Raw genomic sequence first — 22,149 nt, 5'->3', positions numbered from 1 at the left:
ACGACGGGGTGGAAGGTGAGCTGGGCGGTGCGGCCGATGACCCCGGCGGCCTCGCGGGGGTCCTGGACGCCGGGGAGTTCGACGACGATGCGCCGCTCCCCGGCGCGGGCGAGCGAGGGTTCGACGACGCCGAGGCCGTCGACCCGGCGGCGCAGCACCTCCAGCGTCCGGTCGGTGGCGTCCGCGTCGGCGCGGACGGTGGGCGAGTCCTGGGTCTCCAGGACGATCCGGGTGCCGCCGCGCAGGTCGAGGCCGAGGCGGGGCGGGGTGGTCAGGGCGACGTAGAGCGAGACACCGACGACGGCGAGCGCGACGAGCGCGCGCCAGAACACGGTACGGCGAGAAGGCATGGGTACTCCACGGGCGGTCCGCGGGAGCCGGGCGTCCTCGGGGGACGCCGCACCCGGGACGGGCGGACGCGAGGGGACGGCGCGCCGCCGGGAACACTCCGGGCACGGTGGCCGGAGCCCTCCCGTCCGGGCCGCGGGCAGGCCGCGGCACCCGGGTCGGCGGGCGCGATGGGACGTCAGCTGGACCGGGTGGAGGGGGGACCGCGGGTGTGGCGGGGGTCGTAGCGGTCGAACGGCGGCGCCCGCTCCTGACGCGGACCCGCGGCGTACACCCCGGGCCGGAACCGGGGGGCGTCCGTCCGGGCGACCGGAAGCACGGCCGGCGGGAGCGCGGGCAGCCGGACACCGGGCTCGGCGGCGGCCGACTGCCGCTGGACGACATCGGAGCCGGGGCGGTCCGCGAAGCGCCGGACCTCCGCGCCCGCCGGACCGAGCCGGACAGCGGCCGGGGCGGCGACGGCGGGCGGCGCACCGAGGGCCGGCTGCGCCGCGCCCGTCGCCGTGCCGAGGAGGACCTGGCAGACGGCCCAGGCCGCGAGGAACGCCCAGGACAGCGCGGCCGCCGCGGTCCGACGCACGCGTCGCTCCACTCCGGCCCCCTCCCCGCTCGTGCCGTCACCCGGTCCCGTCCGCAAGAAGCTCTCACTGTAGGCGACGACGCAGCCGCATGGGGAAGTTCGGGCGGCGGAGCGGACCGGATCGGACCGGTCGGGGCCGGGGTCACGGTCCGGCGGGGGCCGCACGGTGCTCTCCATCAGTGAGTCTCCTCATGCTGTGCCGTCCGCGCGCCGAACCGGGGCAGGCGGTCACTTTCGGCATCGGTGACGAACTGTCAGTTCTCCGGGCCGCCTCCGCGCAGGCGGAGCCGATAAGCGGGAGTCTCGTCCGTGGATCGTGTCGGACGAACTGTGGAAACTGATCGAGCCGTTGTCGCCCGAACCGGGTCCGAAGCCGAAGCCGGGGCGGCCTCGCATGCCGGACCGCCAAGCGCTGTGCGGGATCCTGTTCGTGCTGCACACCGGCATCCAGCTGGGAGTACCTGCCCCTTCGGTACGGGCTGCCGCGTCAGCGCTGGACGATGGGCCGCACGGTGGTGCGGGCGCCGTAGTGGCCGTCCGAGGCGCAGCCGACCTCGATCTCCACCGGCCCGCCGACGGTCCGCTTCAGGCCGACCCGGAAGGTGTACTCGGCCGGGTTGCCCGGCATCACGCCCGTCAGCTGGGCCGGCGCCACCCCGATCCGCCCGTTGCAGTCCTCGACCGCCTCGAAGGACTTCCACTCGCCGCCGACCTTCGCCTCGATCGTGACGTCCTCCCCGGTCAGGCCCTTGCCGGCGGGCAGGGAGAGGTTCACCGTCGGGCGCAGCAGCTTCGGTCCGTCGGGCGAGGAGACCTTGAAGGAGAACTCGGTCGGGGTCTTGCCGACGACGAGCGGGGTCGGCTTGGACACCGACTTCACCACCGGACGGTGGGAGTCGACGACCGCCGTGGCCACCACGCCCTTCGTCAGCACCTTGTAGGTGGACGGCGTCACGGCGTCCGCCTCGACGAACAGCCGGCCCGGCTGGTTGCCCGCGTCGAGCACCATCCGGTACTCGACGGTCCGGCTCTCGCCCGCGGCCAGCGTGAAGGCCGCGTCGTTGCCGGTGCCCGCGTAGTCCATGTCGCCGCCCTGGCTGAGCGAGGGCATGGCCTTCCAGCCGGTGGCGTCCTTGCGCTCCAGCGTGCCCCGCGCCATCGAGAGCATCTGCCGGCACTGCGCGCCCTCGTACTGCTGGGTGGCCACCACCGGCGCCACCGCGCGGGTGCCCGAGGCGTCGTTGTTCTTCCAGGTCACCGAAAACGAGACCTTGTCGCCCACCTGGATCTTCTGACCCTCGCGCAGGCCGTTGAAGGTGATGCCGATGCCACCGGGCTTGGCGGGCGCCGGCTTGGCCGGGGCCTTCGCGGCGGCCTTGACGTCGGTCCTGGCGGCTGCGGCGGCGGGCGGGGCCGTCTCGGTGGTCGGTGCGGCCGGGGCGGGGGTGGTCGGGACGGCGCCCGCGCGGGGGTGGCCGAGGAGGTGACGGCCGGAGTGGAGGGGGGCGGGGGCGGCGACGGACGCTGCGCCGTTCGTCGGGCCGCAGGCGGCGACACCGACGGCCAGCGGGACGATCTTCGCAATACGGGCGATAACGGACGCGTTCATGTGACAGTCCCCCCAAGGACACGTGGTGATGAAGGTGATGGTGATCGGATGAACGGGCGCCCGATGTCGCGCCCCGAGGAGCCGGCCCGAGCCCCCCGGCTCCGCCGGCTCGCTCTCCCCGCCTCTCACCCTGATAGACGTCCATCCCCCCGGGGGGTTGACAGGTCGGTTCGAAGAAATTTCTCGCGGACTTCGCCCGGAACGAGGGCGTTCAACCAGGGGGCACGACACTGGCACGGCCAGGCCCGCCCGTTCGCCGACCACATCGACGTCCGGACAGCGGCCCTGGCCGCCTACGACAGCGTCCAGCCCACCCACGGCCTGTGCTCCACCATCCGCGAGGCCCTGGCCGGACTCCCGACCAGCCGCGAACCCGGACTTCGGGCGCACCCCCACCGTCGACCCGGGCCCGCTCGCCGCAGCACTCCGCCACCACCGCACCGGCCCCTGCCGCCGTCCTGCGATGCCGTGAGCGCCCAGGGTCCTGAGATCTACCCGGCTCCCGAGGGTTGCCGACGCAGTCCTTCGGGAGAAGCGAGGCGCGGCTCGCCGCCCGGGAGGCCTCCGGACGCCGGGCGGGCGCAGGCATCGGCGGGGTCGACATCCGACACGACTCCCGTGCTTTCCCGCCATTCGCCCACCCCATCGATTCCCCGGCCATCGGCCGGGTAGGCACGGGATGCCACCCCACCCATGAGGAGAGCCAATGAGGCTTCGGATCGGTCAGGGAACAGCGGCACTTGTCGCCGGAATCGTGGTCACCACAGGCTTCGCGGCCGCACCATCCGCCGACGCCGCTACCGTGCATTCGCTGTCGGCGGGTTCACGAACCTTCGTCAACGTGAACTCCGGTAAGTGCTTGGAGATCTGGAACGACGCCACCAACAACGGCGCCCGTGCCGGCCAGTGGGACTGCAACGGATCGGCAACCCAGCAATGGCAGGTGTACCTCAACGGTGCCTGGGCCGCCATCGTCAATGTGAACTCGGGCAAGTGCTTGGAGATCTGGGGCGACGCCACCGACAACGGCGCCTTTGCCGGCCAGTGGGACTGCAACGGATCACCAACCCAGCAGTGGCTCTTGACCTCCACTGGCGAAATCAGCAACAGGAACTCGGGCAAGTGTCTGGAGATCTGGAACGACGCCACTCACAACGGTGCGACCGCGAACCAGTGGCAGTGCAACTGGTCCGCCACGCAGAAGTGGCGCTGAGACGCGCTCGCGCGTGGTCGCCCGGTGACCGAAGGCCGAGTCCGGCATGGCCTCGGCTGTTCCGGGCCGGTCCTCCAGCCGGGTGATCTCAGCTGCGTGCTCCTGACCTTGTCTCGCAGACACGTCGACGCCCGGCACCATCACGGTGCCGGGCGTCGGAGCGGCGTGGGGCCGCAGATACGGCCGGCGGTTGTCGGGAGGGCAGTGGTTTCACCGTCCGGCCGGTCGACGGCGAGACAACCCGGTTGTCAATCCCGCCGAGTTCCCCGAACACGCCCCCGAGCCGCCCAACACCATGAACACCGCCCCGGGTTGATCCGCTACGCCACTCCGCAGGACACGACCCCAGGAAGCCGGAGGGTTGCCGGTGACGGAGAGCTGGTTGGTCAGTCGCTGATTGCGAGATGCAGGATGGTGGCCCAACTGTCGGTGACCAACAACAGGTTGCGCCACCATATGCAGTAGGAGTGCGGACCTCCGACATCGCCGCAGCTTCGGACGGGACCCAGGTGTGCCTCGATGAGGTCGGCGAGGCCATCGGCGAGTTCGCCGGCCTGCCGGATCTCATCGGGCGTGCGCGGGTTGGGCACGAACTCCGTTTTGGGGGGCTGCATGAACCCCTTGGTCACCTGCCGATGGAGAATGTCCCGCCAGGCCCGGGGGGAGGCGAGCGGGAGTATCGGTGCTCCCACCTGGTATCCGCTGCCCCAGCCGCCGGCGTCGTGGACGGCCTGAGCGAGACCCTGCATCCGGTCAGTACCGGGTGTCATCCCGGTCACGGGAACCACGTGAAGCAGCTCGATGAACGGCTCGTGGTTGCAGTCCTGGAGCAGGTCCAGGAGGGGTTCCGCCGCGGCTGACAGTGCGTCCGGCGCGGCGATCGGGTTGAGCACGGCCGTCCGGGTCCTTTCGTCCGTTGTTGCGGTGCGGCCCCATTGTGCTGGCTGAGCGCGCGTTCGTGCGCGGAGTTTTTTTGCGGCCTCCCGTGGGCGGAGGTGCCGGAGCTGTCCCCGCTCGTGCGGGGCCGACCGGGCGGATGCATCGGACGCCGCACCGAGGTCGTCCAGGTCTTCCCGAACGACGACGCGTTCCTACGGCTGGTCACCGTCGTGCTCGTCGAACTCCACGACGAGCTTGGGCATCCGGTTGTTCAGCAGGGTCGGCTCGGTGGTCATCTGCTCGCGCAGCTCGTCGACGAGGACGGCGGCGTCCATCGGGTGGTCGAAGGCGTACGGCGGCGGATCCGCTCGGTCAGGGCCGGCTTCCGCCGGCTGCGGTTCTCCATGCGCCGTGGCGGATCCATTGCCGGTTGCCGGCACATGCCAGGGCCGGACCGACGAGCATGGACAGCATCCACAGTGCGACGCTGGCGGGCGAGTAGATGTAGTACTGCCATCGATTCGGCAGCAGCGTCGGCAGGAAAAGGAGCGCGACCAGTGTCACCCAGGTTGTGAGCACAGTGATCACTGCGCGCGACGCCACATCCACACCGTTTCCTGGTGCCACGTGTCCCCCTGGCCGAGTTCGGAGCGGATCCCGGGGCGGGTCCCGCCCATCAAGTTTGAACGTGTTCAATATAGCAGCGCGGCTGCGGGGTGGTCGGCAGCTGGTGCTGCCGACCACCCAACATGGGGGTACTGGCCGGGGCGGCGGAATCCGGAGTGCCGAGCAGTCGGGTCGCACCGCACGGCCGGTCGGCACGACAGGCTCAGCGGAAGTCGTCGGCGTGGTCGACGGCCCACTGGGCGTAGGTGTGTGCCGGAGCGCCGGTGATCTTTTCGGCGATGGCGGAGGTCGCGGCCGCGACGCCGTCGGTGGCGGCCCACTGACTCACGATCGCCTCGGCCACGACCGGATGCATGGTTCTGGCGATTTCCGCGCGGGCCTGCTCGTCGGAGATGTGCTCGATCCGGATGTGACGGCCGATGGCCTCGCCGATGTGCTCGACCTGGCGTTGCAGGGTCAGGGACTCTGCCCCGTGGACGGTGTAGGCCTGGTGCGAATGGCCCGGTTCGGTCAGGGCGGTCACCGCCAGCGCCGCGATGTCCTTCTCGTGCACCGGTGCCGACTGTGCGAGCGGACGGGGAAGGCGGACGACGTTGTCGGTGCGGATCGATTCGGCCCACCAGGTGCGGGTGTTGGTCGCGAACGTCCCCGGCCTGAGGAACGTCCAGTCCATGCCGGACCGTTGGACGGCCTGCTCGATCGTGCGGTTCAGGCGGGTGACCGGGTGGTCGGCGTCGGGGTCCAGGACGACGGACACCGACGAGAGCAGGACCACCTGCCGGATCCCCGCGGCTGCGGCAGCAGCGGTGACCTTCTCGATGTCGTAGGGCTTCCGGGGGTCGAGCATTCCGTACAGGAACACCTTGTCGGCACCGTCGAGCGCTGCGGGGAGCGTCTCGGGGCGCTCAAGGTCGGCGACGACTGCTTCGCACCCGGGCGTCGAGCCCGCGGCCGGGGTCCTGCTGACCGCTCTGACCTGCTCACCGGCGGCCATCAGGCCACCGGCCACATGACGACCGACGTTGCCGCGGGCGCCGAAGACGACTGCCACCATGATGGAACCTCCTGCTTGTTGTGGACGTGAGTTGCCGCATCGGCGGGGGTGGTGCGAGAGGTGTCGCTTCCCTGCGGGTGGCGGACCGGCGCCGACGGCCTGGTCGTCGGCGCCGGTGCGGGGGAGCGGGTCGGGAGCCGGAGCGCGCCGACCGCGGGATGCGCGGATGCGCGGATCCGAGATGTCGCTGCGACGGGACGGTCGGTCGCCGGTCAGGGCTGGATCGTCTCCAGGTCCTCCAGGAGGCCGGGGTGCCTCGGCTCCCAGCCGAGCGCCTGCCGGGTGCGGGTGCTGGACGAGGGCTGGTCGGCCCTGAAGATCGGGCCGAGCGGGCCGTAGGTCTCCTCCGGCACCGACTCGACCGGCAGGCCCAGCCGTCGGCCGATGACGGCCGCGATGTCCCGTACCCGGTCCCCCTCGTCGGCCACGGCGTGCCAGGCGGTACCGGCCGGCGCCTGCTCCAGGGCGAGCCGGAACAGAACGGCCGCGTCGAGCGCGTGGACCGCGGGCCAGCGCTGGGTGCCGTCGCCGGGGTAGCCGGAGATCCCGCTTCGGCGTGCGATGTCGGTCAGCAGGCCGGCGAACCCGCCCGCGCCCTCGTTGTGAACCGTGCGCGGCAGGCGTACGGACGTGCTGCGGACCCCGCGCGAGGCCAGGCCCAGGATCGCCGTGACCGTGCGACCGCGGCCGCCGACCGGCCCGTCGGTCGGCACCGGGTCGGCCTCGGTGGAGGCACGGCCCGGCACCCAGGGCGTTCCCGAGACGGTGACCAGGGGGCGGTCGCTGCCGACGAGTTCCTCGCCGAGGGCGGTGAGGGCGGCGGTCTCCTCGGCGACGTTCCGGGCGAGGGCCTCGGGGCTGCTGAAGTCGTTGCCGAAGGCCAGGTGGATCACCCCGTCGGCCCGGGCGGCACCGGAGCGCAGGACGTTCAGGTCGGCGAGGCCTCCCCGTAGCGGTTCGGCGCCGGCTGCCTCGGCTGCCTGTGCGGAGGCGTCGGAGCGGGCGAGTGCGAGGACGGTGTGGCCGTTGCCGAGGAGTTCGGCGACGACGGCGGAACCGATCAGGCCGGTGCCGCCGGTGACGAAGACGCGCATGGAACCCTCCCAGAAGTGATGGGACTCTTGTCCCATCACCGTAGCAGAGTGATGGGACAAGAGTCCCATCACGTATGCTGAACCCCATGGGTCGATGGGAACCAGGTGCGCGTGAACGCCTCGTCGTGGCCGCGGTCGACCTGTTCACGGAGCAGGGGTACGACGCCACGACGGTCGCGCAGATCGCCGAGCGTGCCGGGGTCACCAAGAGCACCTTCTTCCGGCACTTCCCCGACAAGCGCGAGCTGCTGGTCGCCGGGCAGGAGACGCTGAGCCGGCTGCTGGCCGAGGGGATCGCCGACGCGCCCGGTGACGCCAGCCCGCTCGAGGCGGTCGCCGCCGGTCTCGAACGCGCCTCGACCGCGATGGGCCCCGGGAGTCGCGAGCTCGCCCCCCGCCTGAAGGCGGCCGTCGCCGCCAGCGCCGAGCTGCAAGAGCGTGACGCCCTCAAGACCGTCAGCCTCGCGGCCGCGATGACAGCCGCCCTGGTCGCCCGCGGCGTACCCGACCCGACCGCGGCCCTCGCGGGCGAGCTGGGCGTCCTCGCCTTCAAGCGGGGGTACGCCGAATGGGCCGAGGACGACCGCGGCGCCGAGGGCGAGCTCGCCGGGTACACCCTGGCGGCCCTGGACGAACTGCGCGCGGCGAGCGCATCGCTGGGCTGACCGGACGAGCACCGTCCAACGCCGGTGCCGTGGACGAGAAGCAGACCTCACCGCTCTTCGAGCCCGCCGGCCCGATCCTGGCTGTGGGCCGCCGTATCCAGGCGTCCAAGGAGGCCGCAGCCGAGTCCGGAACACCTCTGCACGGAGCCGTGATGCGTTTTCCTCCCCGGGGCCGCCCACCTGAATGTGCGCGCGGACGGCAAGGTCGCGGTAGTCGGTCCAGGCGAAGCTCTTGCGGGCTCCCTTGAGCGGATGGTGGAAGCGGGGCCGGTAGATCACCCTGCTCTCCTCGCCGGGCTCGTAACAGCACGGCGCGGCCACCGGGATCCGACGGCGGGAGCGTCCCCGGACACGGACGAGGGGTGCGTGCCCGCGCCGGCCCCAGGCGCGGGCGTTCGGCGGCGTCACCGAGGTGCTCTCGCCTGCCTCGAACAGGGCAGCGGCCTCCTACCGCACCCGTTCAGGGATCACTACCTGTCACTGCCCGGCAGCCGAACGAAAACCCCAGTGACTGACGGTTTCAAAATGATCTGCGGCTGCGGCCGAGGAAGATCATGATGTGAGAGCACACTGATCCTCTCTCCTGGACGAACAACCGGCGCGAGATGTGATCCAACGTTCCTACTGATCGTCTCCGGGTGAGTCGACCTGTGGGTCTTGCGGTCGGCAATCTTGGCCTGCAGGGCTGTCGACCTTGCTCACCTGGCGTTCTGCCACTTCAGCCGCCTGAACGAACCGCTGAGGATTCGCCTCGCCGCCGAGGCCGCCAGCACGAACGCCTCTGCCCCACCCCCGACCGGCGGAACAGACCCTCACGGCTTCATCAGCAGCTTCACTCGCATACGCGAACGGCACCCTTCGTGGTTGGTAGCCTCCCGGGATGACCGCGACATTCGACGAAGCCGTCCGCGCTCGGTTGCAGGCACCCAACATCTGGTACGTCGGCACCGTGTTCGCCGACGGAGCACCGCAGGTCAGCCTGATGTGGGTGGATCTGGAGGGAGAGGGGGAACTGACGTTCAACACCTCGGTGGGGCGGGTGAAGGAAGAGAACCTGCGTCGCGACCCGCGCGTCTATCTCTCGCACGCGGACGCCACCGACCCCTTCGACCGCGTGCAGATCAGCGGCGTGGTGGCCCGCTTCATCGAGGGTGAGGAAGCGCACGAGCGGATGGACCGGCTGGCCCGCAAATACCTGGGCGTGGAGCGCTACGAGTGGACCATGCCGGGTGAGCAGCGGGTCGCGGTGATCGTGCGCCCGGTCAAGGTGCGGCACATTGTCGGGGTGGAGCGATTCCGACCCGGCGGCCCCGTCCCCGCCCCTGAGTAGTGCACCTGCCGGGCGCCGCCGACAGGATGCGCGACCTCAAGTCCGTCCAGCAGCTGCACCGCCGACAGTCGGACACCGAGGACGCCGACCACCATCGGGGGGCCGGCGCCCGGACTCCGTCTCTGTGGGTGTTCGGCGGGTGTGCGGTGGGTGTGTGCGGTGGGAACCGCCCGTCGGAGCTCGTGCCGGCCGATTCCCTCCTCCATGAGCGCCTGGCCGAGGCGGGCGAAGGCAGAGCGGTGACGGTCGAGGCCTTCCGCGTCGTTGCGAGCCTGGTCGTAGAGGAGTCCCACCGATATCGAAAGTCCCATGGGTCGGAGTCCAGGAACGACCACTGACGGCGACGGGTCCGCCGCCGCGCCGACAGCCTGGCCTTCGGGGGAGAATCTCAGCCTCGCCGACGAGCTCGGCCACCGGCGTGACGAGGACGTGGCTCGCCTCTCACCGTTCGTGCGGCACCACGTCAACATGCTCGGCCGGTACTCCTTCCAGCTCCCTGCCCTGCCCGGCGGCCTGCGAACACCGCGTGATCCGGACGCCGCCGAGGCGTGAAGCCGCAGGCGCCGGCGCGGGGGCCTGGACGCTGTGCTCCGCACTACCGGACCCCGCGGTCGGGGGCTGGGGTGCGCGGTCGTAGGCGCTCTCCCTGCGGCCCGAACATGATCAGGTATTCGACCGGTCCGCCGGGTCCGGCGTTCGCGACTCCGTGGGCGGTGCGGGTGTCGAACTCGGCCACGTCCCCGGCGCTCAGCACGAGGTCCTGCTCGCCGAGCGCCAGCCACAGCCGCCCGTACAGGACGCACAGCCATTCGTACCCGTCGTGGGAGACCTGCCGCGGCCGCGCCGGCGGCGCGTCGACGGCGGGCAGGACGTGCTTGTGGGCGTGCAGGCCTCCGACGTACCGGGTCAGCGGTAGCACCGTCTTGTCGTTGCCGGAACGCTGCGGCACGGGGGTGCGCGGTCCGGCCGCCGCGGCGGGTGCGGTGCCGGCCAGCTCGTCCAGGGAGACGTCGTACGCCTTCGCGAGCTGCAGCAGCACCTCCAGGGTCGGCTTGCGCCGGCCGGTCTCGATCCGCGACAGCGTGCTCAGCGAGATGCCGGTCGCGCGGCTGACGCCGGTGAGTGTGGCACCGTGCTGCTCGCGCGCGGTCCGCAGCCGGGGGCCCATGGCCGCCAGCGTGTCGGCTGTGCCGTCGTCCGTCACCGTCACCGTCGCCCCGCTCCCTGCGGCCGTGCCGCCTCCACCGCCCTGTCCTGCCAGTTTGCCACGATGGCAAGGGTGTTCGCGTCGCGCGGCCGCCGCGCCGCATGATCGGTGGGTAACCGCGGCCGCCCGTGAACCGAGGAGAAGCGATGCACCAGCCCGCACCGTCCGCCGACCTGCGCCACCGCACCATCGAGGCACCCGCCGGGCGCCTGCACCTGGTCGAGCAGGGCACCGGACCGCTGGTCCTGCTCGTCCACGGCTTCCCCGAGTCCTGGTACTCCTGGCGCCGCCAACTCCCGGCCCTCGCCGCGGCGGGATACCGGGCCGTGGCGCTCGACGTGCGCGGCTACGGCCGCTCCTCCAAGCCGGCCGCGACGGACGCCTACCGGATGCTCGACCTCGTGGAGGACAACGTCGCCCTGGTCCGCGCCCTGGGCGAGGAGACGGCGGTGGTCGTCGGGCACGACTGGGGCTCCAGCATCGCGGCGGCCTCCGCCCTGCTCCACCCCGAGGTCTTCCGCGCCGTCGCACTGCTGAGCGTCCCCTACGCGCCGCCCGGCGGCCCCCGCCCCACCGACGTCTTCGCGCAGATGGGCGGCGACCAGGAGTTCTACGTCTCGTACTTCCAGGAGCCCGGCCAGGCCGAAGCAGAGATGGAGCCCGACCTCCGGGGCTGGCTCGCGGGCTTCTACGCGGCCATGTCCGCCGACACCATGCCCGCCCAGGGCGAGCCCGACCCGCACTTCGTGACCCGCACCGGCGGCCGGCTGCGCGACCGCTTCCCCAGCGGCAAGCTGCCCGCCTGGCTGACCGAGGACGACCTCGACGTGTACGCCGGGGAGTTCGAGCGCACCGGCATGACCGGGGCCCTCAACCGCTACCGCAACATGGACCGCGACTGGGAGGACCTCGCCCAGTACGGCGGAGCCCCGATCAAGCAGCCGTCCCTGTTCATCGGCGGCGCCCTGGACGCTTCCACGACCTGGATGGCCGACGCGATCGACGCCTACCCGGTCACCCTCCCCGCCCTGGCCTCCACCCACATCCTGGACGGCTGCGGGCACTGGATCCAGCAGGAGCGTCCCGAGGAGGTCAACCGCCTGCTGACCGCCTGGCTCGCCTCCCTCCAGGGCTGAACCGGCGGGTGTGCCGGCCGGCCTCCGCCGCAAGGGCTTGCCACTGTTCGTCATGGTCACCCCCGCCGACGTCACCGACCGCGACGCCGCGAAGGAAGTCCTGTTCCGGCTGCGGCTGATGCACCCGGAGATCACGATCGTCCGGGCCGACCCCGCCTGCGCGGGACAGCTGGTCGGCTGGTCGGCTGGGCGAAGGCGTACCTGAACCTGACGGTCAAGACGGTCGGTCGGCCGAAGGATGCGAAGGGAATCGTGGTCCTGCCCGGCGTTCGGACGGCGCCGGATCTACGGACCATCCACGGCTGCCGCCGCCACGGCCATCCAACCTCCTCCTCACAGCGCCGATCCGCCTGTTCGATTTCTGGCCTCGGCAAGCATCGCTAGGACCTTGGAACACAGCCACTCACTGCGGACTGGGACGATCCGCCCGTGCTGAAGGCGTATCTCTCCTGGCGCGAGGGGCGTCGTGGACGGTGTCGCCGTCCCGGACCGCCTCGATCGCCATGACACGGCCGGGGCAGCCGCGGCACGAAACGCCAGGGACTCCAGGTCGAGGGGGCTGTCCGGGCTCCGGGCGATCCGGTCGCCGTGGTGGGTGCAGCGGTCGAACTGCATGCACGGTGTGAAGCGGCGGGGACTGGAAACGGAGCGTCAGCCACCGCGCCAGTCCCGACCCTGCTCAGGCGTCCCGGACGGCGAAGTTCCCGAGGGGGCTCTCCAGGCGGTCGTAGGCCCGGAGGGCCGAGGGGCGGACCGCGGCGGCGATCGCCGCCTGCTCCTCGCCGGCCAGGGTGCGGCGGAACACCTCGGCGAACACCGCACGGTCCACGGCGGCGAGCAGCGCGGCGGCGACCCGGCATTCGAAGCCGACGGGTCTCTCGTGCACCGCCTCGGCCAGCGCCTCGGCGAGTGCCGTCTCGCTCTGCTCGTGCAACTCGCGCAGCCGGGCGCCCAGGGCGGGGCTGTCGAACACGGTGCGGGCGAACTCCGGGCCGGAGAAGCCGAGCCGGGCGTCGTGCCGGTCGAGCCCGGCGAGGCAGTCGCGGCGTAGCGCGGCGAGCGCGGACTCGCCCGGTGCGCGCTCGGAGACCGTTGCGGCGAGCCGGACGACGAGTTCCTCGTGCAGGTCGAAGAAGAGGTCCTCCTTGCGCGGGAAGTGGTTGGTGACGGTCATCTTGGCGACGCCCGCGGCGGCCGCGACCTCGGCGATGGTCGTGCGGTCGAAGCCCCGCTCGATGAAGAGCCTGGTCGCGGCGTGCGAGATCGCCTCACGGGTGCGGCGCTTGTTGAGCTCGCGCAGGTTCGGAGTCGTCCCGGTCTCGGTCATGCCGGGAGCCTAGCGCAGGAGTCTGGGTCGAGTACAGGAATTAGATTTGACCTAATCGATGGGTCCGTCCTAAGTTCTTCCCGGGGTGGCCGGAGCGGCTGCCCGGGTGGGCGTCCGAGAGTGTGCCGGGTGAGCGTCGAAGTGGCGGCACGCGGGTTCGGGGGCGACTCGCCCAAGGGCGACCAGGGGAGGGCGCATGACCGCATCCGTTGCTGCGAAGGGCCGGCCGGGAGGAGTCCGGGAGGGGGAGCCGGAGCCGATTCCGCCGGGCCTGTGGAAGATGGGCGGGGTGCTCGCGCTGGGGCCGGTGCTCGCGCTGCTGGACAGCACGATCGTCAACGTCGGCATCGACTCCGTCGGGCGCGATCTGCACGGCTCGATCGCGGAGATGCAGTGGGTGGCCACGGGGTACCTGCTGGCGATCTCGCTGACCATGCCGCTCTCGGGTTGGGCCGCCGGCCGCTTCGGGGGGCGGCGGGCGTGGCTCGCCTCGGTCGTCCTGTTCGTGCTCGGATCGGCGCTGTGCGGCCTGGCCTGGTCGACGGGCAGTCTGATCGCCTTCCGGGTGCTGCAGGGGATCGGCGGCGGGATGATTCAACCGCTCGGCCAGGCGATCATCATACAAGCGGCCGGGCCGTCCAGGGTCGGGCGGGTGATGGGCACGCTGATGCTTCCGATCAGCCTGGCCCCGGTCCTGGGGCCGATCCTCGGCGGGCTGGTGCTGGAGCACTTCGACTGGCGCTGGATGTTCCTGCTGAACGTGCCGGTCGGGCTGGTGATCCTGCTGCTCGCCGCCCGCTGGCTGCCGTCCGACGAGACGTCGGACGCACCGAAGCCCCGGCTGGACGTGACCGGTCTGGTGCTGCTCTCGCCCGGCCTGACCGGGCTGGTCTACGGGCTCGCGACGATCGGTGACGGCGCAACGGCCGGCTGGGTCGCTCTGGCGGCGGGCGCGGTGCTGGTGGCGGCCTACGGCTGGTACGCGCTGCGGGTGGGGCGCGGGGGCGTCCGGACGCCGCTGATCGACCTGCGGCTGTTCGCCCGGCGAGGCTTCAGCGTGGCGACGGCGAACAGCTTCCTGCAGGGCGCCGCGCTCTACAGCTCGATGTTCCTGGTGCCGCTCTACTACCAGCAGGTGAAGCACGCCGGCGCGGTGGAGGCCGGTCTGCTGCTGGCGCCGCAGGCCCTCGGCACGGCGGTCACCGCCATGCTGGCCGCCCGGATGACCGACCGCATCGCGCCGCGTCCGCTGATCATGATCGGCATCGGCTGCTCCCTGGTCGGCACGATCGCGTTCACCCAGCTGGGCAGCGGCTCCGAACCGGCCGCCTGGCTGATCGCCGGCTCGCTGGCACTGCGCGGCGCGGGCATGGGGATGATCGCGATCCCCGGCCTGGCAGTGGTGTACGGGAGCGTCGAGAAGGACCAGGTGCCGGCGGCGGCGGGTGCGGTCAACGTGCTGAACCGGGTGGGCGGGGCGCTCGGCACGGCGGTGCTGACGCTGGCGCTCCAGCAGGCGCAGGACGGGCACCCGGGCCGGCCGGGTGCGGCCTTCGGCGAGACCTTCTGGTGGGTGCTGGCCCTGTCCGCGCTCGCCATCGCTCCGGCGCTGCTCTACCCGAACACCCGCCGGTCCGGCTGACCACCGGCCGGTTCCCGACCACCCAGACCTGGAGGCACCCGTGTCCATCCGTCACCCCGACGGCCTTCGCCTGCTCAGCGTCCACGCGCACCCCGACGACGAGTCCAGCAAGGGTGCGGCCACCCTCGCCCGGTACGCGGCCGAGGGCGTGGACGTCCTGGTCGCCACCTGCACGGGAGGCGAGCGCGGCTCGGTGCTCAACCCGGCCATGGACCGGCCCGAGGTCCGGGCCGACATCGCCCGCGTCCGGCGCGAGGAGATGGCGGCCGCCCGGGAGATCCTCGGTGTGCGCCAGCGGTTCCTCGGCTTCGTCGACTCCGGGATGCCCGGCCCGGACGAACCCCTTCCCGAGGGCTGCTTCGCCGCCCGGCCGGTGGAGCTCGCGGCGGCGCCGCTGGTCGCACTGATCCGGGAGTTCCGCCCGCAGGTGGTGATCACCTACGACGAGACCGGCGGCTACCCGCACCCGGACCACGTGATGACCCACCGGGTCACGGTGGCGGCCGTCGAAGCCGCCGCCGACCCGGAGCACGATCCCGGTCCGGGCGAGCCCTGGCAGGTGTCCAAGCTGTACTACCACCTGGCGCTCTCCCGGGCCTGGTTCCGGGCCCTGCACGAGGCCATGACGGAACGGGGCGTCCCCTCGGGGATGGGCGAGCTGCTCGCCGGCTGGCCCGACACCCCGCCGGCCCTGGCCACCACCACCCGGGTGGCGTGCGCCGAGCAGTTCGCCGTACGGGACGCGGCGATGCTGTCACACGCCACCCAGGTCCAGCCGGGCGTGGCCTTCATGGCCCACCCGCGGGACATCGAGCGCGAGGTCTGGCCGACCGAGGACTACCACCTGGCCCGGAGCCTGGTGCCGGTGGTGGGTGCGGCGGCCGGGGAGGGCGCGATCGAGACCGACCTGTTCGCCGGGCTACGGGCGGAGGCGGGGGTGGAGGTGGGGGCGGGATGAGCCGGACGGCGGGCGCGGCGGCGCGGGCGTTCGCGGCGTCACCCGGTGGCGCGGTGGCCGCCGTCCGCTCGGCAGCGGTGGTCCGCTCGGCAGCGGCCCTCCGCTCAGCACTGGCCGTCGGCGAGCACGTAGTAGCCCGGTCCGGTCTGCTTCAGGGTGTGGGTGACGAAGGTGTTCCAGAGCCCCATGCTCTGGCCCGAGCCGAGCGCGTAGGTCTGGCCGCCGGTCTGGGTCGCACGGCCCGCCGAGACGTGCGCGTAGTTGCTGGCGGTGAAGCACTGGGGGGTGCCCCCGCCCGGAGTGGTCGCCGTCACCGCCACCGACCGGGGGCCGGCGGCGCCCGACCCGTCGACTGCCGCCACGGTGTAGCGGTACGTGGTGCCGGCCGCGAGTCCGGTGTCGGTGAAGGCCGTGCCGGTCGTGCTGCCCACCGGGGTGTCATCGCGGAAGACCTGGTACGAGGAGGCGCCGCTGACGGACTGCCAGCCGAGGGCGACCGACCCGGCGGCCGCGGTCGCGGTCAGCCCGGTCGGGGCGGGCAACCCGGGGTCGGTGGGGCCGGAGCCGCCGTCCAGCCCCCAGAACTGCGCGGTGTAGTAGCCGGAGCAGATCGTGTCGAGGAAGTAGGCGCCGGTCGCCCCGCACTGGTCGGCCGCGGAGCCCGGGTCGACGGCCAGGCCGTGGCCCATCCCGCTGATCGTGAACACGGCCACCGCGGGCCTTCCGTTCGCATCGGCGTAGAGCTCCTGGGTGGTGCCGCCGGGCAGGCTCCGGGTGCCGGTCGGCTGACGGCCGAGGCCCTGGACGTTCGTCCACTGATCCCGCAGCTCGGCCGCGTTCACCGGCCTGACCACGGTGTCGGCGGTGCCCTGCCAGATCGCCACCCTGGGCCACGGCCCGGCGTAACCCGGGTACGCGGACCGGACCTTGTCGCCCCACTGGGCCGGAGTGAGCCCCTGGTCGGAGTTCTGGCAGCCGGAGGCGGCGGCCTGGGTGGTGGCGCAGTGCGCGGGCAGCCCGGAGTCGATCGCCCCGCCGGCGAACACGTCGGGGTAGTCCGCCAACAGGTCGGCGGCCATCCCGCCGCCCGCCGAGAGACCGGTGACGAACACCCGGTGGGCGTCCGAGCCGTACAGGGACTCGGCCTTGGCGACCATCTCGACCACCGACCTGGCCTCGCCGACGCCCCGGGCGGCCCGGCTCGCGTCGAACCAGCTGAAGCAGGAGAGGCTGTTGTTGACACTGCTGGTCTGCGGGAACACCACCGCGAAGCCGTACTGGTCGGCGAACTTGGTCCAGCCCGAGTTGCGGTAGTAGTCGGTGGCGCTCTGGACGCAGCCGTGCAGCGCGACCACCAGGGGCGCGCCGCCGGGCAAGCCGGCGGGGGTGTAGGTGTACATCGCGAGGTTGCCCGGGTTGGTGCCGAACCCGGTGACCTGCTGGAAGCTGCCACTCGTGGCCGCCGCCACGGAGGATGCGGCGGAGGCCGTGGTGGGTGGGATGGGTGCGGCGGGGGAGGCGACGGCTGCGGAGGGCGCGGCGGCGCCGAGCGCGAGAGCGACGGTGGTGAGCAGCGCCGCGGCGTTGGGGCGCAGTGGCATGGGGACTCCAACGTGGGGGAGGAGTGGGGGCCGGTCCCGTGCAGCGTGGCGCGCCCGCGGGCCCGGTGCCATGTGACGGTCATCCGGGGTCCACCGCCCGGGCATGGCGCAGGCAGCCATGGTCCTACTGCCCGCGGCCCGCGCCCCGCTCCCCGCGCCGTGGTCCTGCGACCCGGCCGCGCGTCGTGCGGAGCGCCGAAGGCCGTACCTGCCCCGCACCGGAACGCACTTGAGGCGAGGTGACGTCGGGGACGGCGGTGTTCCGGGGCGAACCCGGGGACCACCGCCACAAGCCGATGACGGATGGAAAAGAACCGGCCCCGGCCGCCCGAGCGACCGGGGCCCGCCCGGGTGGGAGTCCCGGGGCGGCTCACAGGGCCGCGAGCACTCCGCAGAGGGCGATGAAGCCGCAGATCCCGAAGTTGACCAGCTTGTGGGACAGGAAGATCGCGGCGAACTCGCGGATGGTGGCGCTCGGCCAGTAGTACCGGGCGGTGGGAGAGCCGAAGACGTGGCCGTTGACGCCGGTCTGGCGGGCGAGCAGTGCCGCCCGGAAGGCGTGGAAGTTGTTGGTGACCACGACGCAGCGGTAGTCGGGCTTGGCCTGCTCCATGATGGCCCTGCTGAACAGCAGGTTCTCCTCGGTGGTGCGCGAGCGGTCCTCCCGCTCGATGTGCTCCTCGGGGAAGCCGCGTTCGACCAGGTAGTCGGCCATCGCGTGGGACTCCGGCAGCTTCTCGTCCGGCCCCTGGCCGCCCGAGGTGATGAGCACCGGCGGGTTGCCGCGGGCGGCCTGCTTCTCGTACACCTCGCGGCCCCGGTTCAGCCGGCTGGCGAGCAGCGGCGGGACGCGCTCGCCTCCGATGAGCCCGGAGCCGAGCACGATCACGAAGTCCACGTCCCGGCGCGGCCGGTGGCGGCTGTACAGGAAGGCGTAGCCGACGAAGCAGGTGAACAGGAAGGAGACGTAGCCGACCACGAGCACCGCGGTGCCCGCGAGCGCGGCCAGCGGCCGCGAGTGGACGATGAGGGCGGCGACCAGCAGTCCGATGACGCCGAGGATGCCCAGCCCGGCGAGCAGCGACAGCAGGTTGGCCGGCCGTCTGCCCTCCTTGCGGATCATGGTCAGGCCGTTGGCGAGCAGGAACCAGACCAGGGCCGCCGTGCCGAGGGCCGGGAGGAGGACGATGACCGCCGCCGCGAGTGTGATCACCATGCTGGGTGCCTTGCGGAGCTCGGCGAGCAGGGCGAGGGACAGGAGGGAGACGGCGATGCCGAGCAGGACGGCGTTGCTGAACTGGCGACGGTCGCGTACTACCCCGATTCCGAACAACAGGAAGAACAGGGCGGCTGGGGCATAGGCGATCATGCGTCGTATCGTAGGGGAATCCCACCTGTACGAACCGGCCGGGCGTTCGGAGGAACCGAGGGCCCCGGTGAGCGCCCGGCGGGTGCCCCGGACGCCCGGCAGGGGTTCAGGCGAAGCGCCCGATCGCGGCCAGGATCGCGTCCCGCATCCGCGGGCTGCCGGTGTGCCCGGAGTCGTCGATGACCGTCAGCCGGGCGTCCGGCCAGGCCTTGACCAGCTGCCAGGCCGTGTCGACCGGCCCGCCGAGGTCCAGTCGGCCGTGGATCAGTTCGCCGGGGATTCCGGACAGCCGCCCGGCGTCGCGCAGCAGTTGGCCGTCCGGCAGGAAGGCCCGGTGCGAGAAGTAGTGCGCGGTGATCCGGGTGAAGGCCATCAGCTCGTCGGAGGGCCGGTCGGTGTACGCGTTCGGCTTGCCCAGCGTCTCGTGCGAGATGACCGCGTCCTCCCAGGTGGCCCAGGCGTTGGCGGCGGCCCGCCGGACCGGCTCGTCGGTGCTGTTGAGCAGCCGGCTGTAGGCGGCGAGCAGTTCGAAGGTGTCCCCGTCGCGGTCGGCGGGCGGAAGGAAGTCCCGGAACGCCTCCCAGGCCGCGGGCAGGAAGCGCCCCACGCCGCGGTACAGCCAGTCGGTCTCCTCGGGACGGGTCATGGTGACCCCGCAGATCACGATCGCGGAGACCCGTTCCGGGTGGGCCTGCGCGTAGGCGAGGATCAGCGTGGAGCCCCAGGATCCGCCGTAGAGCAGCCACTTGTCGATGCCGAGGTGCTCGCGCAGCCGCTCCATGTCGGCGATCAGGTGCGCGGTGGTGTTGTGCTCCAGGCTGGTCGAGGGGTCGGCGGCGGCCGGTCGGCTGAGTCCGCAGCCGCGCTGGTCGAACTGGACGAGGTGGTAGCGCTTCGGGTCGAAGTACCGCCGGGTGCCCGGGCTGTGGCCGGAGCCGGGCCCGCCGTGCACCACCACGGCCGGCCTGCCCGCCGGGTCGCCGGAGGCGTTCCAGTGGATCAGCTGCCCGTCGCCGACGTCCAACAGGCCTTGTGCGTACGGTTCGTAGAGGGGGTACGGCTCGGTCATCGGTGACTCCTCCGTGGTCGTACGGGTGGGCCCGGCGAGCCTACCCCGGTGTCGGATCCCGGGGAGGGGTTCAGCGGCGCTCCGGCGGGAGCAGGGCGGCCAGGCCGTCGAGGACCCGCTGGAGGCCGAACTCGAAGCGGGCGTCCATGTCCGGCGCGGTGAGGTCGTCGGCGAGGGCGACCAGGTTGGGGAAGGTCTCGGCGGGCAGGGCGCGGAACAGGTCGCCGGCGGCGTCGGCGATGTCCCGGCGGCTGGTGCCGAGCACCTCGGCGGCCGAGATCGGCGACTGTTCCTGGAGCACGAAGCCCTGGACGAAGGCGCCCAGCAGGTAGCTGGCCATGGCGGCGTCGGCGTCGGAGAAGCCGGCCGCGCGGAGGCGGTCCAGCTGGTCCTCCATGAGCCCGAGCAGGTGGGGCCCGGGGGCGAGCCGGCCGGCGACGACCTTGGCCGCGTCCCGGGTGTCGAGCAGCAGGCGGCGGTAGCGCCAGCAGTACGCGTGGAACTGTTCGCGCCAGCCGCCGGTGCGCGGCGGGGGCTCGGCGGAGCCCAACAGCGCGTCGGTGAGCAGGTCGAGGAGCTCCTGCTTGTTGCGGACGTGCCAGTACAGCGAGGCCGCCTTGACGCCGACCTCGGCGGCGACCTTGCGCATGGACAGCCCGGCCAGGCCGTCCCGTTGCAGGACGCGCAGGGCGGCCTGGGCGAGGGCGTCCCTGGTCAGGGCGGGTGTCGTGTCGTCGGTCCCGGGCGTGTCGGGGTGGTTCTGCGGCATGGGTGTGCGGACGCCTCCGGCCGTGTGGTGGATTCCCGCTTGCAATCTAACACCGTTAGGTGCACTCTGTGGCTGTCGCGCCGACCCCTAACAGTGTTAGGGGCTCATGACCGGGAGGGAACCCATGGAGGAATCGAGTGCCCGCCGCCGACGGCTCGCGCTGCTCACGCTCTGCGTCACCATGTTCATGTCCATGCTGGACAACGTCATCGTCAACAACGCCCTGCCCCGCATCGGCCAGGAACTGGACGCCGGGATCAGCGGCCTGCAATGGGTCGCCGAGGGCTACAGCCTGGTCTACGCGGCCTTCGTGCTGACCGGTGGCGCACTCGGCGACCGCTATGGCCGCACCCGGGTGTTCCGGCTCGGCCTCGCCCTCTTCACGGTCGGATCGGCCCTGGCCGCGCTCGCCGACACGATCGGCGTGCTGGTCGGCGCCCGGATGCTCCAGGGCGTCGGCGCCGCGCTGCTCACCCCCGGCAGTCTCGCCCTGCTGCGGCACGTCTTCACCGACGAGCAGGAGCGGGCCAAGGCCATCGCCACCTGGTCCGGGGTCTCCGCGCTCGGCCTCTCGGTCGGACCGGTGGTCGGCGGCCCGATGGTCGAACACCTCGGCTGGGCCAGCGTGTTCTGGATCAACGTGCCGATCGGCGTCGCCGGACTGCTTCTCGCCGCCCGGGTGCTCCCGGACATCCCGCCGCGCGCCCGCCGGATCGACCTCGGCGGCCTCGCCCTGTCCGCCACCGGACTCGGCCTGCTGGTCTACGCGCTGATCGAGGGCCCGTCCCGGGGCTGGACCGACGCCCGGGTGCTCGGCTGCGGCGGCGCGGCCGCCGTGCTGCTGATCGCCTTCCTGCTGCTCGAACTGCGGCTCGCCGAACCGATGCTGGAGCTGCGGCTGTTCCGCGACGGGATGCTGGGCGGCGCGCTGCTCAGCGGGTTCATGGTCAGCTTCGGGATGTTCGGCGCGCTGTTCTTCCTGCCGCTGATGATGCAGGGCACCCTCGGCTGGTCCCCGGCCGCCGCGGGCTACGCGGGGCTGCCGATGACCGCGATGCTGGTGCTCGCCGCCCCGCTCTCCGGCCGGCTGACCGCCCGCCACGGGCCCCGGCCGCCGTTGGTGCTCGGCCTCGTCCTCTGCGCGGCGGGCCTCGGCGGCCTGTCACTGTACGGCGACCACGCGCACTACCTCGAATACCTGTGGACGCTGTTCGCGATGGGCCTCGGGATGGGGCTCACCTTCACCCCGGTGTCGATCGGGGTGATGCAGCGGGTCGCCCCGGCCCAGACCGGGATGGCCTCGGCCGCCATCAACACCCTGCGCGAACTCGGCGGGGTGCTGGGGATCGCCGTGCTGGGCGCCGTCCTGACCGGCCGGCTGACCGACTCCCTGACGGCCGCCCTGCACCGGCTCGGCGTCCCGCCGGACGCCGTCGGTCCGATCGCGGACGCGCCCACCGGCGCGGTACACGGCGGTGGAGCAGCCGCGGCGGCACTGCCCGGTCCGCTCCAGGAGGCGGTGGACGGCGCCTTCATCGACGGCATCCACCTCGCCGTGCGCTGCGGGGCGGTCGCGCTCGCGGTCACCGCCGTCCTGGTCGCCGTCCTGCTCGGCCGGGCCCGCCTCCCTGCAGCGCAGCGTGGACGGGATGGACCAGCCGGCCAGGGAGTC

General features: G+C 72.4%; 21 protein-coding genes and 4 pseudogenes. 10 read left to right on the top strand and 15 right to left on the bottom strand.

The window, feature by feature from the left end; genetic code table 11:
* Positions 1–350 (bottom strand): annotated as a pseudogene (locus ACFWJ4_RS34810) (protein translocase subunit SecD); the annotation flags it as partial.
* A gap of 176 nt (positions 351–526) precedes the next feature.
* Positions 527–928 carry a hypothetical protein gene (locus ACFWJ4_RS34805; RefSeq protein ID WP_380551502.1) on the bottom strand — a complete coding sequence of 134 codons (402 nt, stop codon included), beginning with the start codon at positions 926–928 and terminating at the stop codon, positions 527–529.
* A 313-nt stretch (positions 929–1,241) separates the two neighbouring features.
* Here ACFWJ4_RS34805 and ACFWJ4_RS34800 point away from each other — a divergent pair.
* Positions 1,242–1,407, top strand: a pseudogene (locus tag ACFWJ4_RS34800) (transposase); the annotation flags it as partial.
* A gap of 8 nt (positions 1,408–1,415) precedes the next feature.
* Here the strand turns inward: ACFWJ4_RS34800 and ACFWJ4_RS34795 are convergent.
* Complete coding sequence (locus ACFWJ4_RS34795) at positions 1,416–2,537, bottom strand: hypothetical protein (protein WP_380551499.1); 1,122 nt, start codon at positions 2,535–2,537, stop codon at positions 1,416–1,418.
* A 706-nt stretch (positions 2,538–3,243) separates the two neighbouring features.
* On the opposite strand from ACFWJ4_RS34795, the gene ACFWJ4_RS34790 reads away from it, so the two are divergent.
* Positions 3,244–3,750, top strand: a complete 507-nt coding sequence (locus tag ACFWJ4_RS34790) for an RICIN domain-containing protein (RefSeq protein WP_380551496.1) — start codon at positions 3,244–3,246, stop codon at positions 3,748–3,750.
* A 386-nt stretch (positions 3,751–4,136) separates the two neighbouring features.
* On the opposite strand, the gene ACFWJ4_RS34785 is transcribed toward ACFWJ4_RS34790, so the two are convergent.
* From ACFWJ4_RS34785 to ACFWJ4_RS34765, 5 genes are all read right to left on the bottom strand, one after another.
* Entirely contained in the window at positions 4,137–4,643 is a 507-nt protein-coding gene (locus tag ACFWJ4_RS34785; protein WP_380551493.1) for a hypothetical protein, read from the bottom strand.
* Positions 4,644–4,841: 198 nt separating this feature from the next.
* Entirely contained in the window at positions 4,842–4,964 is a 123-nt protein-coding gene (locus tag ACFWJ4_RS34780) for a hypothetical protein (protein ID WP_380551490.1), read from the bottom strand.
* A gap of 37 nt (positions 4,965–5,001) precedes the next feature.
* Complete coding sequence (locus ACFWJ4_RS34775; RefSeq protein WP_380551487.1) at positions 5,002–5,238, bottom strand: hypothetical protein; 237 nt, start codon at positions 5,236–5,238, stop codon at positions 5,002–5,004.
* A gap of 220 nt (positions 5,239–5,458) precedes the next feature.
* Positions 5,459–6,310: an NAD(P)H-binding protein gene (locus tag ACFWJ4_RS34770; protein ID WP_380551484.1), complete on the bottom strand. Its 852-nt coding sequence runs from the start codon at positions 6,308–6,310 to the stop codon at positions 5,459–5,461.
* 212 nt (positions 6,311–6,522) lie between these two features.
* Positions 6,523–7,404, bottom strand: coding sequence for an SDR family oxidoreductase (locus ACFWJ4_RS34765; RefSeq protein WP_380551481.1), 882 nt, complete (start codon positions 7,402–7,404; stop codon positions 6,523–6,525).
* 86 nt (positions 7,405–7,490) lie between these two features.
* Between ACFWJ4_RS34765 and ACFWJ4_RS34760 the strand changes: the two genes are divergently transcribed.
* Positions 7,491–8,069 (top strand): TetR/AcrR family transcriptional regulator, encoded by a 579-nt coding sequence (locus ACFWJ4_RS34760; protein ID WP_380551478.1) that lies wholly within the window; start codon positions 7,491–7,493, stop codon positions 8,067–8,069.
* 168 nt (positions 8,070–8,237) lie between these two features.
* On the opposite strand, the pseudogene ACFWJ4_RS34755 reads toward ACFWJ4_RS34760, so the two are convergent.
* Positions 8,238–8,477 (bottom strand): annotated as a pseudogene (locus ACFWJ4_RS34755) (DDE endonuclease); the annotation flags it as partial.
* Positions 8,478–8,949: 472 nt separating this feature from the next.
* Between ACFWJ4_RS34755 and ACFWJ4_RS34750 the strand changes: the two are divergent.
* Both ACFWJ4_RS34750 and ACFWJ4_RS34745 read left to right on the top strand, forming a co-directional pair.
* Positions 8,950–9,399 (top strand): TIGR03618 family F420-dependent PPOX class oxidoreductase, encoded by a 450-nt coding sequence (locus ACFWJ4_RS34750; RefSeq protein WP_380551475.1) that lies wholly within the window; start codon positions 8,950–8,952, stop codon positions 9,397–9,399.
* 309 nt (positions 9,400–9,708) lie between these two features.
* Positions 9,709–9,951, top strand: coding sequence for a hypothetical protein (locus ACFWJ4_RS34745; RefSeq protein ID WP_380551508.1), 243 nt, complete (start codon positions 9,709–9,711; stop codon positions 9,949–9,951).
* Positions 9,952–9,994: 43 nt separating this feature from the next.
* Here ACFWJ4_RS34745 and ACFWJ4_RS34740 read toward each other — a convergent pair whose 3' ends face one another.
* On the bottom strand, positions 9,995–10,603 hold the full coding sequence (locus ACFWJ4_RS34740) for a helix-turn-helix domain-containing protein (RefSeq protein WP_380551505.1): 609 nt from the start codon (positions 10,601–10,603) through the stop codon (positions 9,995–9,997).
* A gap of 149 nt (positions 10,604–10,752) precedes the next feature.
* On the opposite strand from ACFWJ4_RS34740, the gene ACFWJ4_RS34735 reads away from it, so the two are divergent.
* Entirely contained in the window at positions 10,753–11,742 is a 990-nt protein-coding gene (locus ACFWJ4_RS34735) for an alpha/beta fold hydrolase (protein ID WP_380551472.1), read from the top strand.
* 31 nt (positions 11,743–11,773) lie between these two features.
* Positions 11,774–12,006, top strand: a pseudogene (locus ACFWJ4_RS34730) (IS5/IS1182 family transposase); the annotation flags it as partial.
* 415 nt (positions 12,007–12,421) lie between these two features.
* Here ACFWJ4_RS34730 and ACFWJ4_RS34725 read toward each other — a convergent pair.
* Complete coding sequence (locus ACFWJ4_RS34725; RefSeq protein WP_380551469.1) at positions 12,422–13,069, bottom strand: TetR/AcrR family transcriptional regulator; 648 nt, start codon at positions 13,067–13,069, stop codon at positions 12,422–12,424.
* Between the two features lie 196 nt (positions 13,070–13,265).
* On the opposite strand from ACFWJ4_RS34725, the gene ACFWJ4_RS34720 reads away from it, so the two are divergent.
* Complete coding sequence (locus ACFWJ4_RS34720; protein ID WP_359903706.1) at positions 13,266–14,711, top strand: MDR family MFS transporter; 1,446 nt, start codon at positions 13,266–13,268, stop codon at positions 14,709–14,711.
* Positions 14,712–14,751: 40 nt separating this feature from the next.
* Positions 14,752–15,669 (top strand): mycothiol conjugate amidase Mca, encoded by a 918-nt coding sequence (gene mca, locus ACFWJ4_RS34715; RefSeq protein WP_380551467.1) that lies wholly within the window; start codon positions 14,752–14,754, stop codon positions 15,667–15,669.
* A gap of 104 nt (positions 15,670–15,773) precedes the next feature.
* Here mca and ACFWJ4_RS34710 read toward each other — a convergent pair whose 3' ends face one another.
* From ACFWJ4_RS34710 to ACFWJ4_RS34695, 4 genes are all read right to left on the bottom strand, one after another.
* Entirely contained in the window at positions 15,774–17,270 is a 1,497-nt protein-coding gene (locus ACFWJ4_RS34710; protein WP_380551464.1) for a PHB depolymerase family esterase, read from the bottom strand.
* A 370-nt stretch (positions 17,271–17,640) separates the two neighbouring features.
* A complete protein-coding gene (locus ACFWJ4_RS34705) occupies positions 17,641–18,639 on the bottom strand; it encodes a YdcF family protein (protein ID WP_380551461.1) in 999 nt (332 codons plus the stop codon).
* Positions 18,640–18,745: 106 nt separating this feature from the next.
* Positions 18,746–19,708, bottom strand: a complete 963-nt coding sequence (gene pip / locus ACFWJ4_RS34700; protein ID WP_380551458.1) for a prolyl aminopeptidase — start codon at positions 19,706–19,708, stop codon at positions 18,746–18,748.
* A 70-nt stretch (positions 19,709–19,778) separates the two neighbouring features.
* Positions 19,779–20,477, bottom strand: a complete 699-nt coding sequence (locus tag ACFWJ4_RS34695; RefSeq protein WP_380551455.1) for a TetR/AcrR family transcriptional regulator — start codon at positions 20,475–20,477, stop codon at positions 19,779–19,781.
* 124 nt (positions 20,478–20,601) lie between these two features.
* Here ACFWJ4_RS34695 and ACFWJ4_RS34690 point away from each other — a divergent pair.
* On the top strand, positions 20,602–22,149 hold a 1,548-nt coding region (locus ACFWJ4_RS34690; RefSeq protein WP_380551452.1), incomplete at its 3' end, for an MFS transporter.

The sequence above is a fragment of the Kitasatospora sp. NPDC127067 genome (assembly GCF_042724755.1).
In the GTDB taxonomy this organism is placed as follows: domain Bacteria; phylum Actinomycetota; class Actinomycetes; order Streptomycetales; family Streptomycetaceae; genus Kitasatospora; species Kitasatospora lactacystinica.
Note: the sequence above shows the minus strand (reverse complement) of the source record. Positions and strands in the feature narration are given on the sequence as shown.

What these genes read in the sequence shown, in the direction of transcription:
- ACFWJ4_RS34735 (WP_380551472.1), top strand. Translation starts at nt 10,753, where the DNA reads ATGCACCAGCCCGCACCGTCCGCCGACCTGCGCCACCGCACCATCGAG.
- ACFWJ4_RS34765 (WP_380551481.1), bottom strand. Translation starts at nt 7,404, where the DNA reads ATGCGCGTCTTCGTCACCGGCGGCACCGGCCTGATCGGTTCCGCCGTC.
- ACFWJ4_RS34725 (WP_380551469.1), bottom strand. Translation starts at nt 13,069, where the DNA reads ATGACCGAGACCGGGACGACTCCGAACCTGCGCGAGCTCAACAAGCGC.
- ACFWJ4_RS34750 (WP_380551475.1), top strand. Translation starts at nt 8,950, where the DNA reads ATGACCGCGACATTCGACGAAGCCGTCCGCGCTCGGTTGCAGGCACCC.
- ACFWJ4_RS34780 (WP_380551490.1), bottom strand. Translation starts at nt 4,964, where the DNA reads ATGGACGCCGCCGTCCTCGTCGACGAGCTGCGCGAGCAGATGACCACC.
- ACFWJ4_RS34770 (WP_380551484.1), bottom strand. Translation starts at nt 6,310, where the DNA reads ATGGTGGCAGTCGTCTTCGGCGCCCGCGGCAACGTCGGTCGTCATGTG.
- ACFWJ4_RS34795 (WP_380551499.1), bottom strand. Translation starts at nt 2,537, where the DNA reads ATGAACGCGTCCGTTATCGCCCGTATTGCGAAGATCGTCCCGCTGGCC.
- ACFWJ4_RS34705 (WP_380551461.1), bottom strand. Translation starts at nt 18,639, where the DNA reads ATGATCGCCTATGCCCCAGCCGCCCTGTTCTTCCTGTTGTTCGGAATC.
- pip (WP_380551458.1), bottom strand. Translation starts at nt 19,708, where the DNA reads ATGACCGAGCCGTACCCCCTCTACGAACCGTACGCACAAGGCCTGTTG.
- ACFWJ4_RS34710 (WP_380551464.1), bottom strand. Translation starts at nt 17,270, where the DNA reads ATGCCACTGCGCCCCAACGCCGCGGCGCTGCTCACCACCGTCGCTCTC.
- ACFWJ4_RS34695 (WP_380551455.1), bottom strand. Translation starts at nt 20,477, where the DNA reads ATGCCGCAGAACCACCCCGACACGCCCGGGACCGACGACACGACACCC.
- ACFWJ4_RS34720 (WP_359903706.1), top strand. Translation starts at nt 13,266, where the DNA reads ATGACCGCATCCGTTGCTGCGAAGGGCCGGCCGGGAGGAGTCCGGGAG.
- ACFWJ4_RS34760 (WP_380551478.1), top strand. Translation starts at nt 7,491, where the DNA reads ATGGGTCGATGGGAACCAGGTGCGCGTGAACGCCTCGTCGTGGCCGCG.
- ACFWJ4_RS34745 (WP_380551508.1), top strand. Translation starts at nt 9,709, where the DNA reads ATGGGTCGGAGTCCAGGAACGACCACTGACGGCGACGGGTCCGCCGCC.
- ACFWJ4_RS34790 (WP_380551496.1), top strand. Translation starts at nt 3,244, where the DNA reads ATGAGGCTTCGGATCGGTCAGGGAACAGCGGCACTTGTCGCCGGAATC.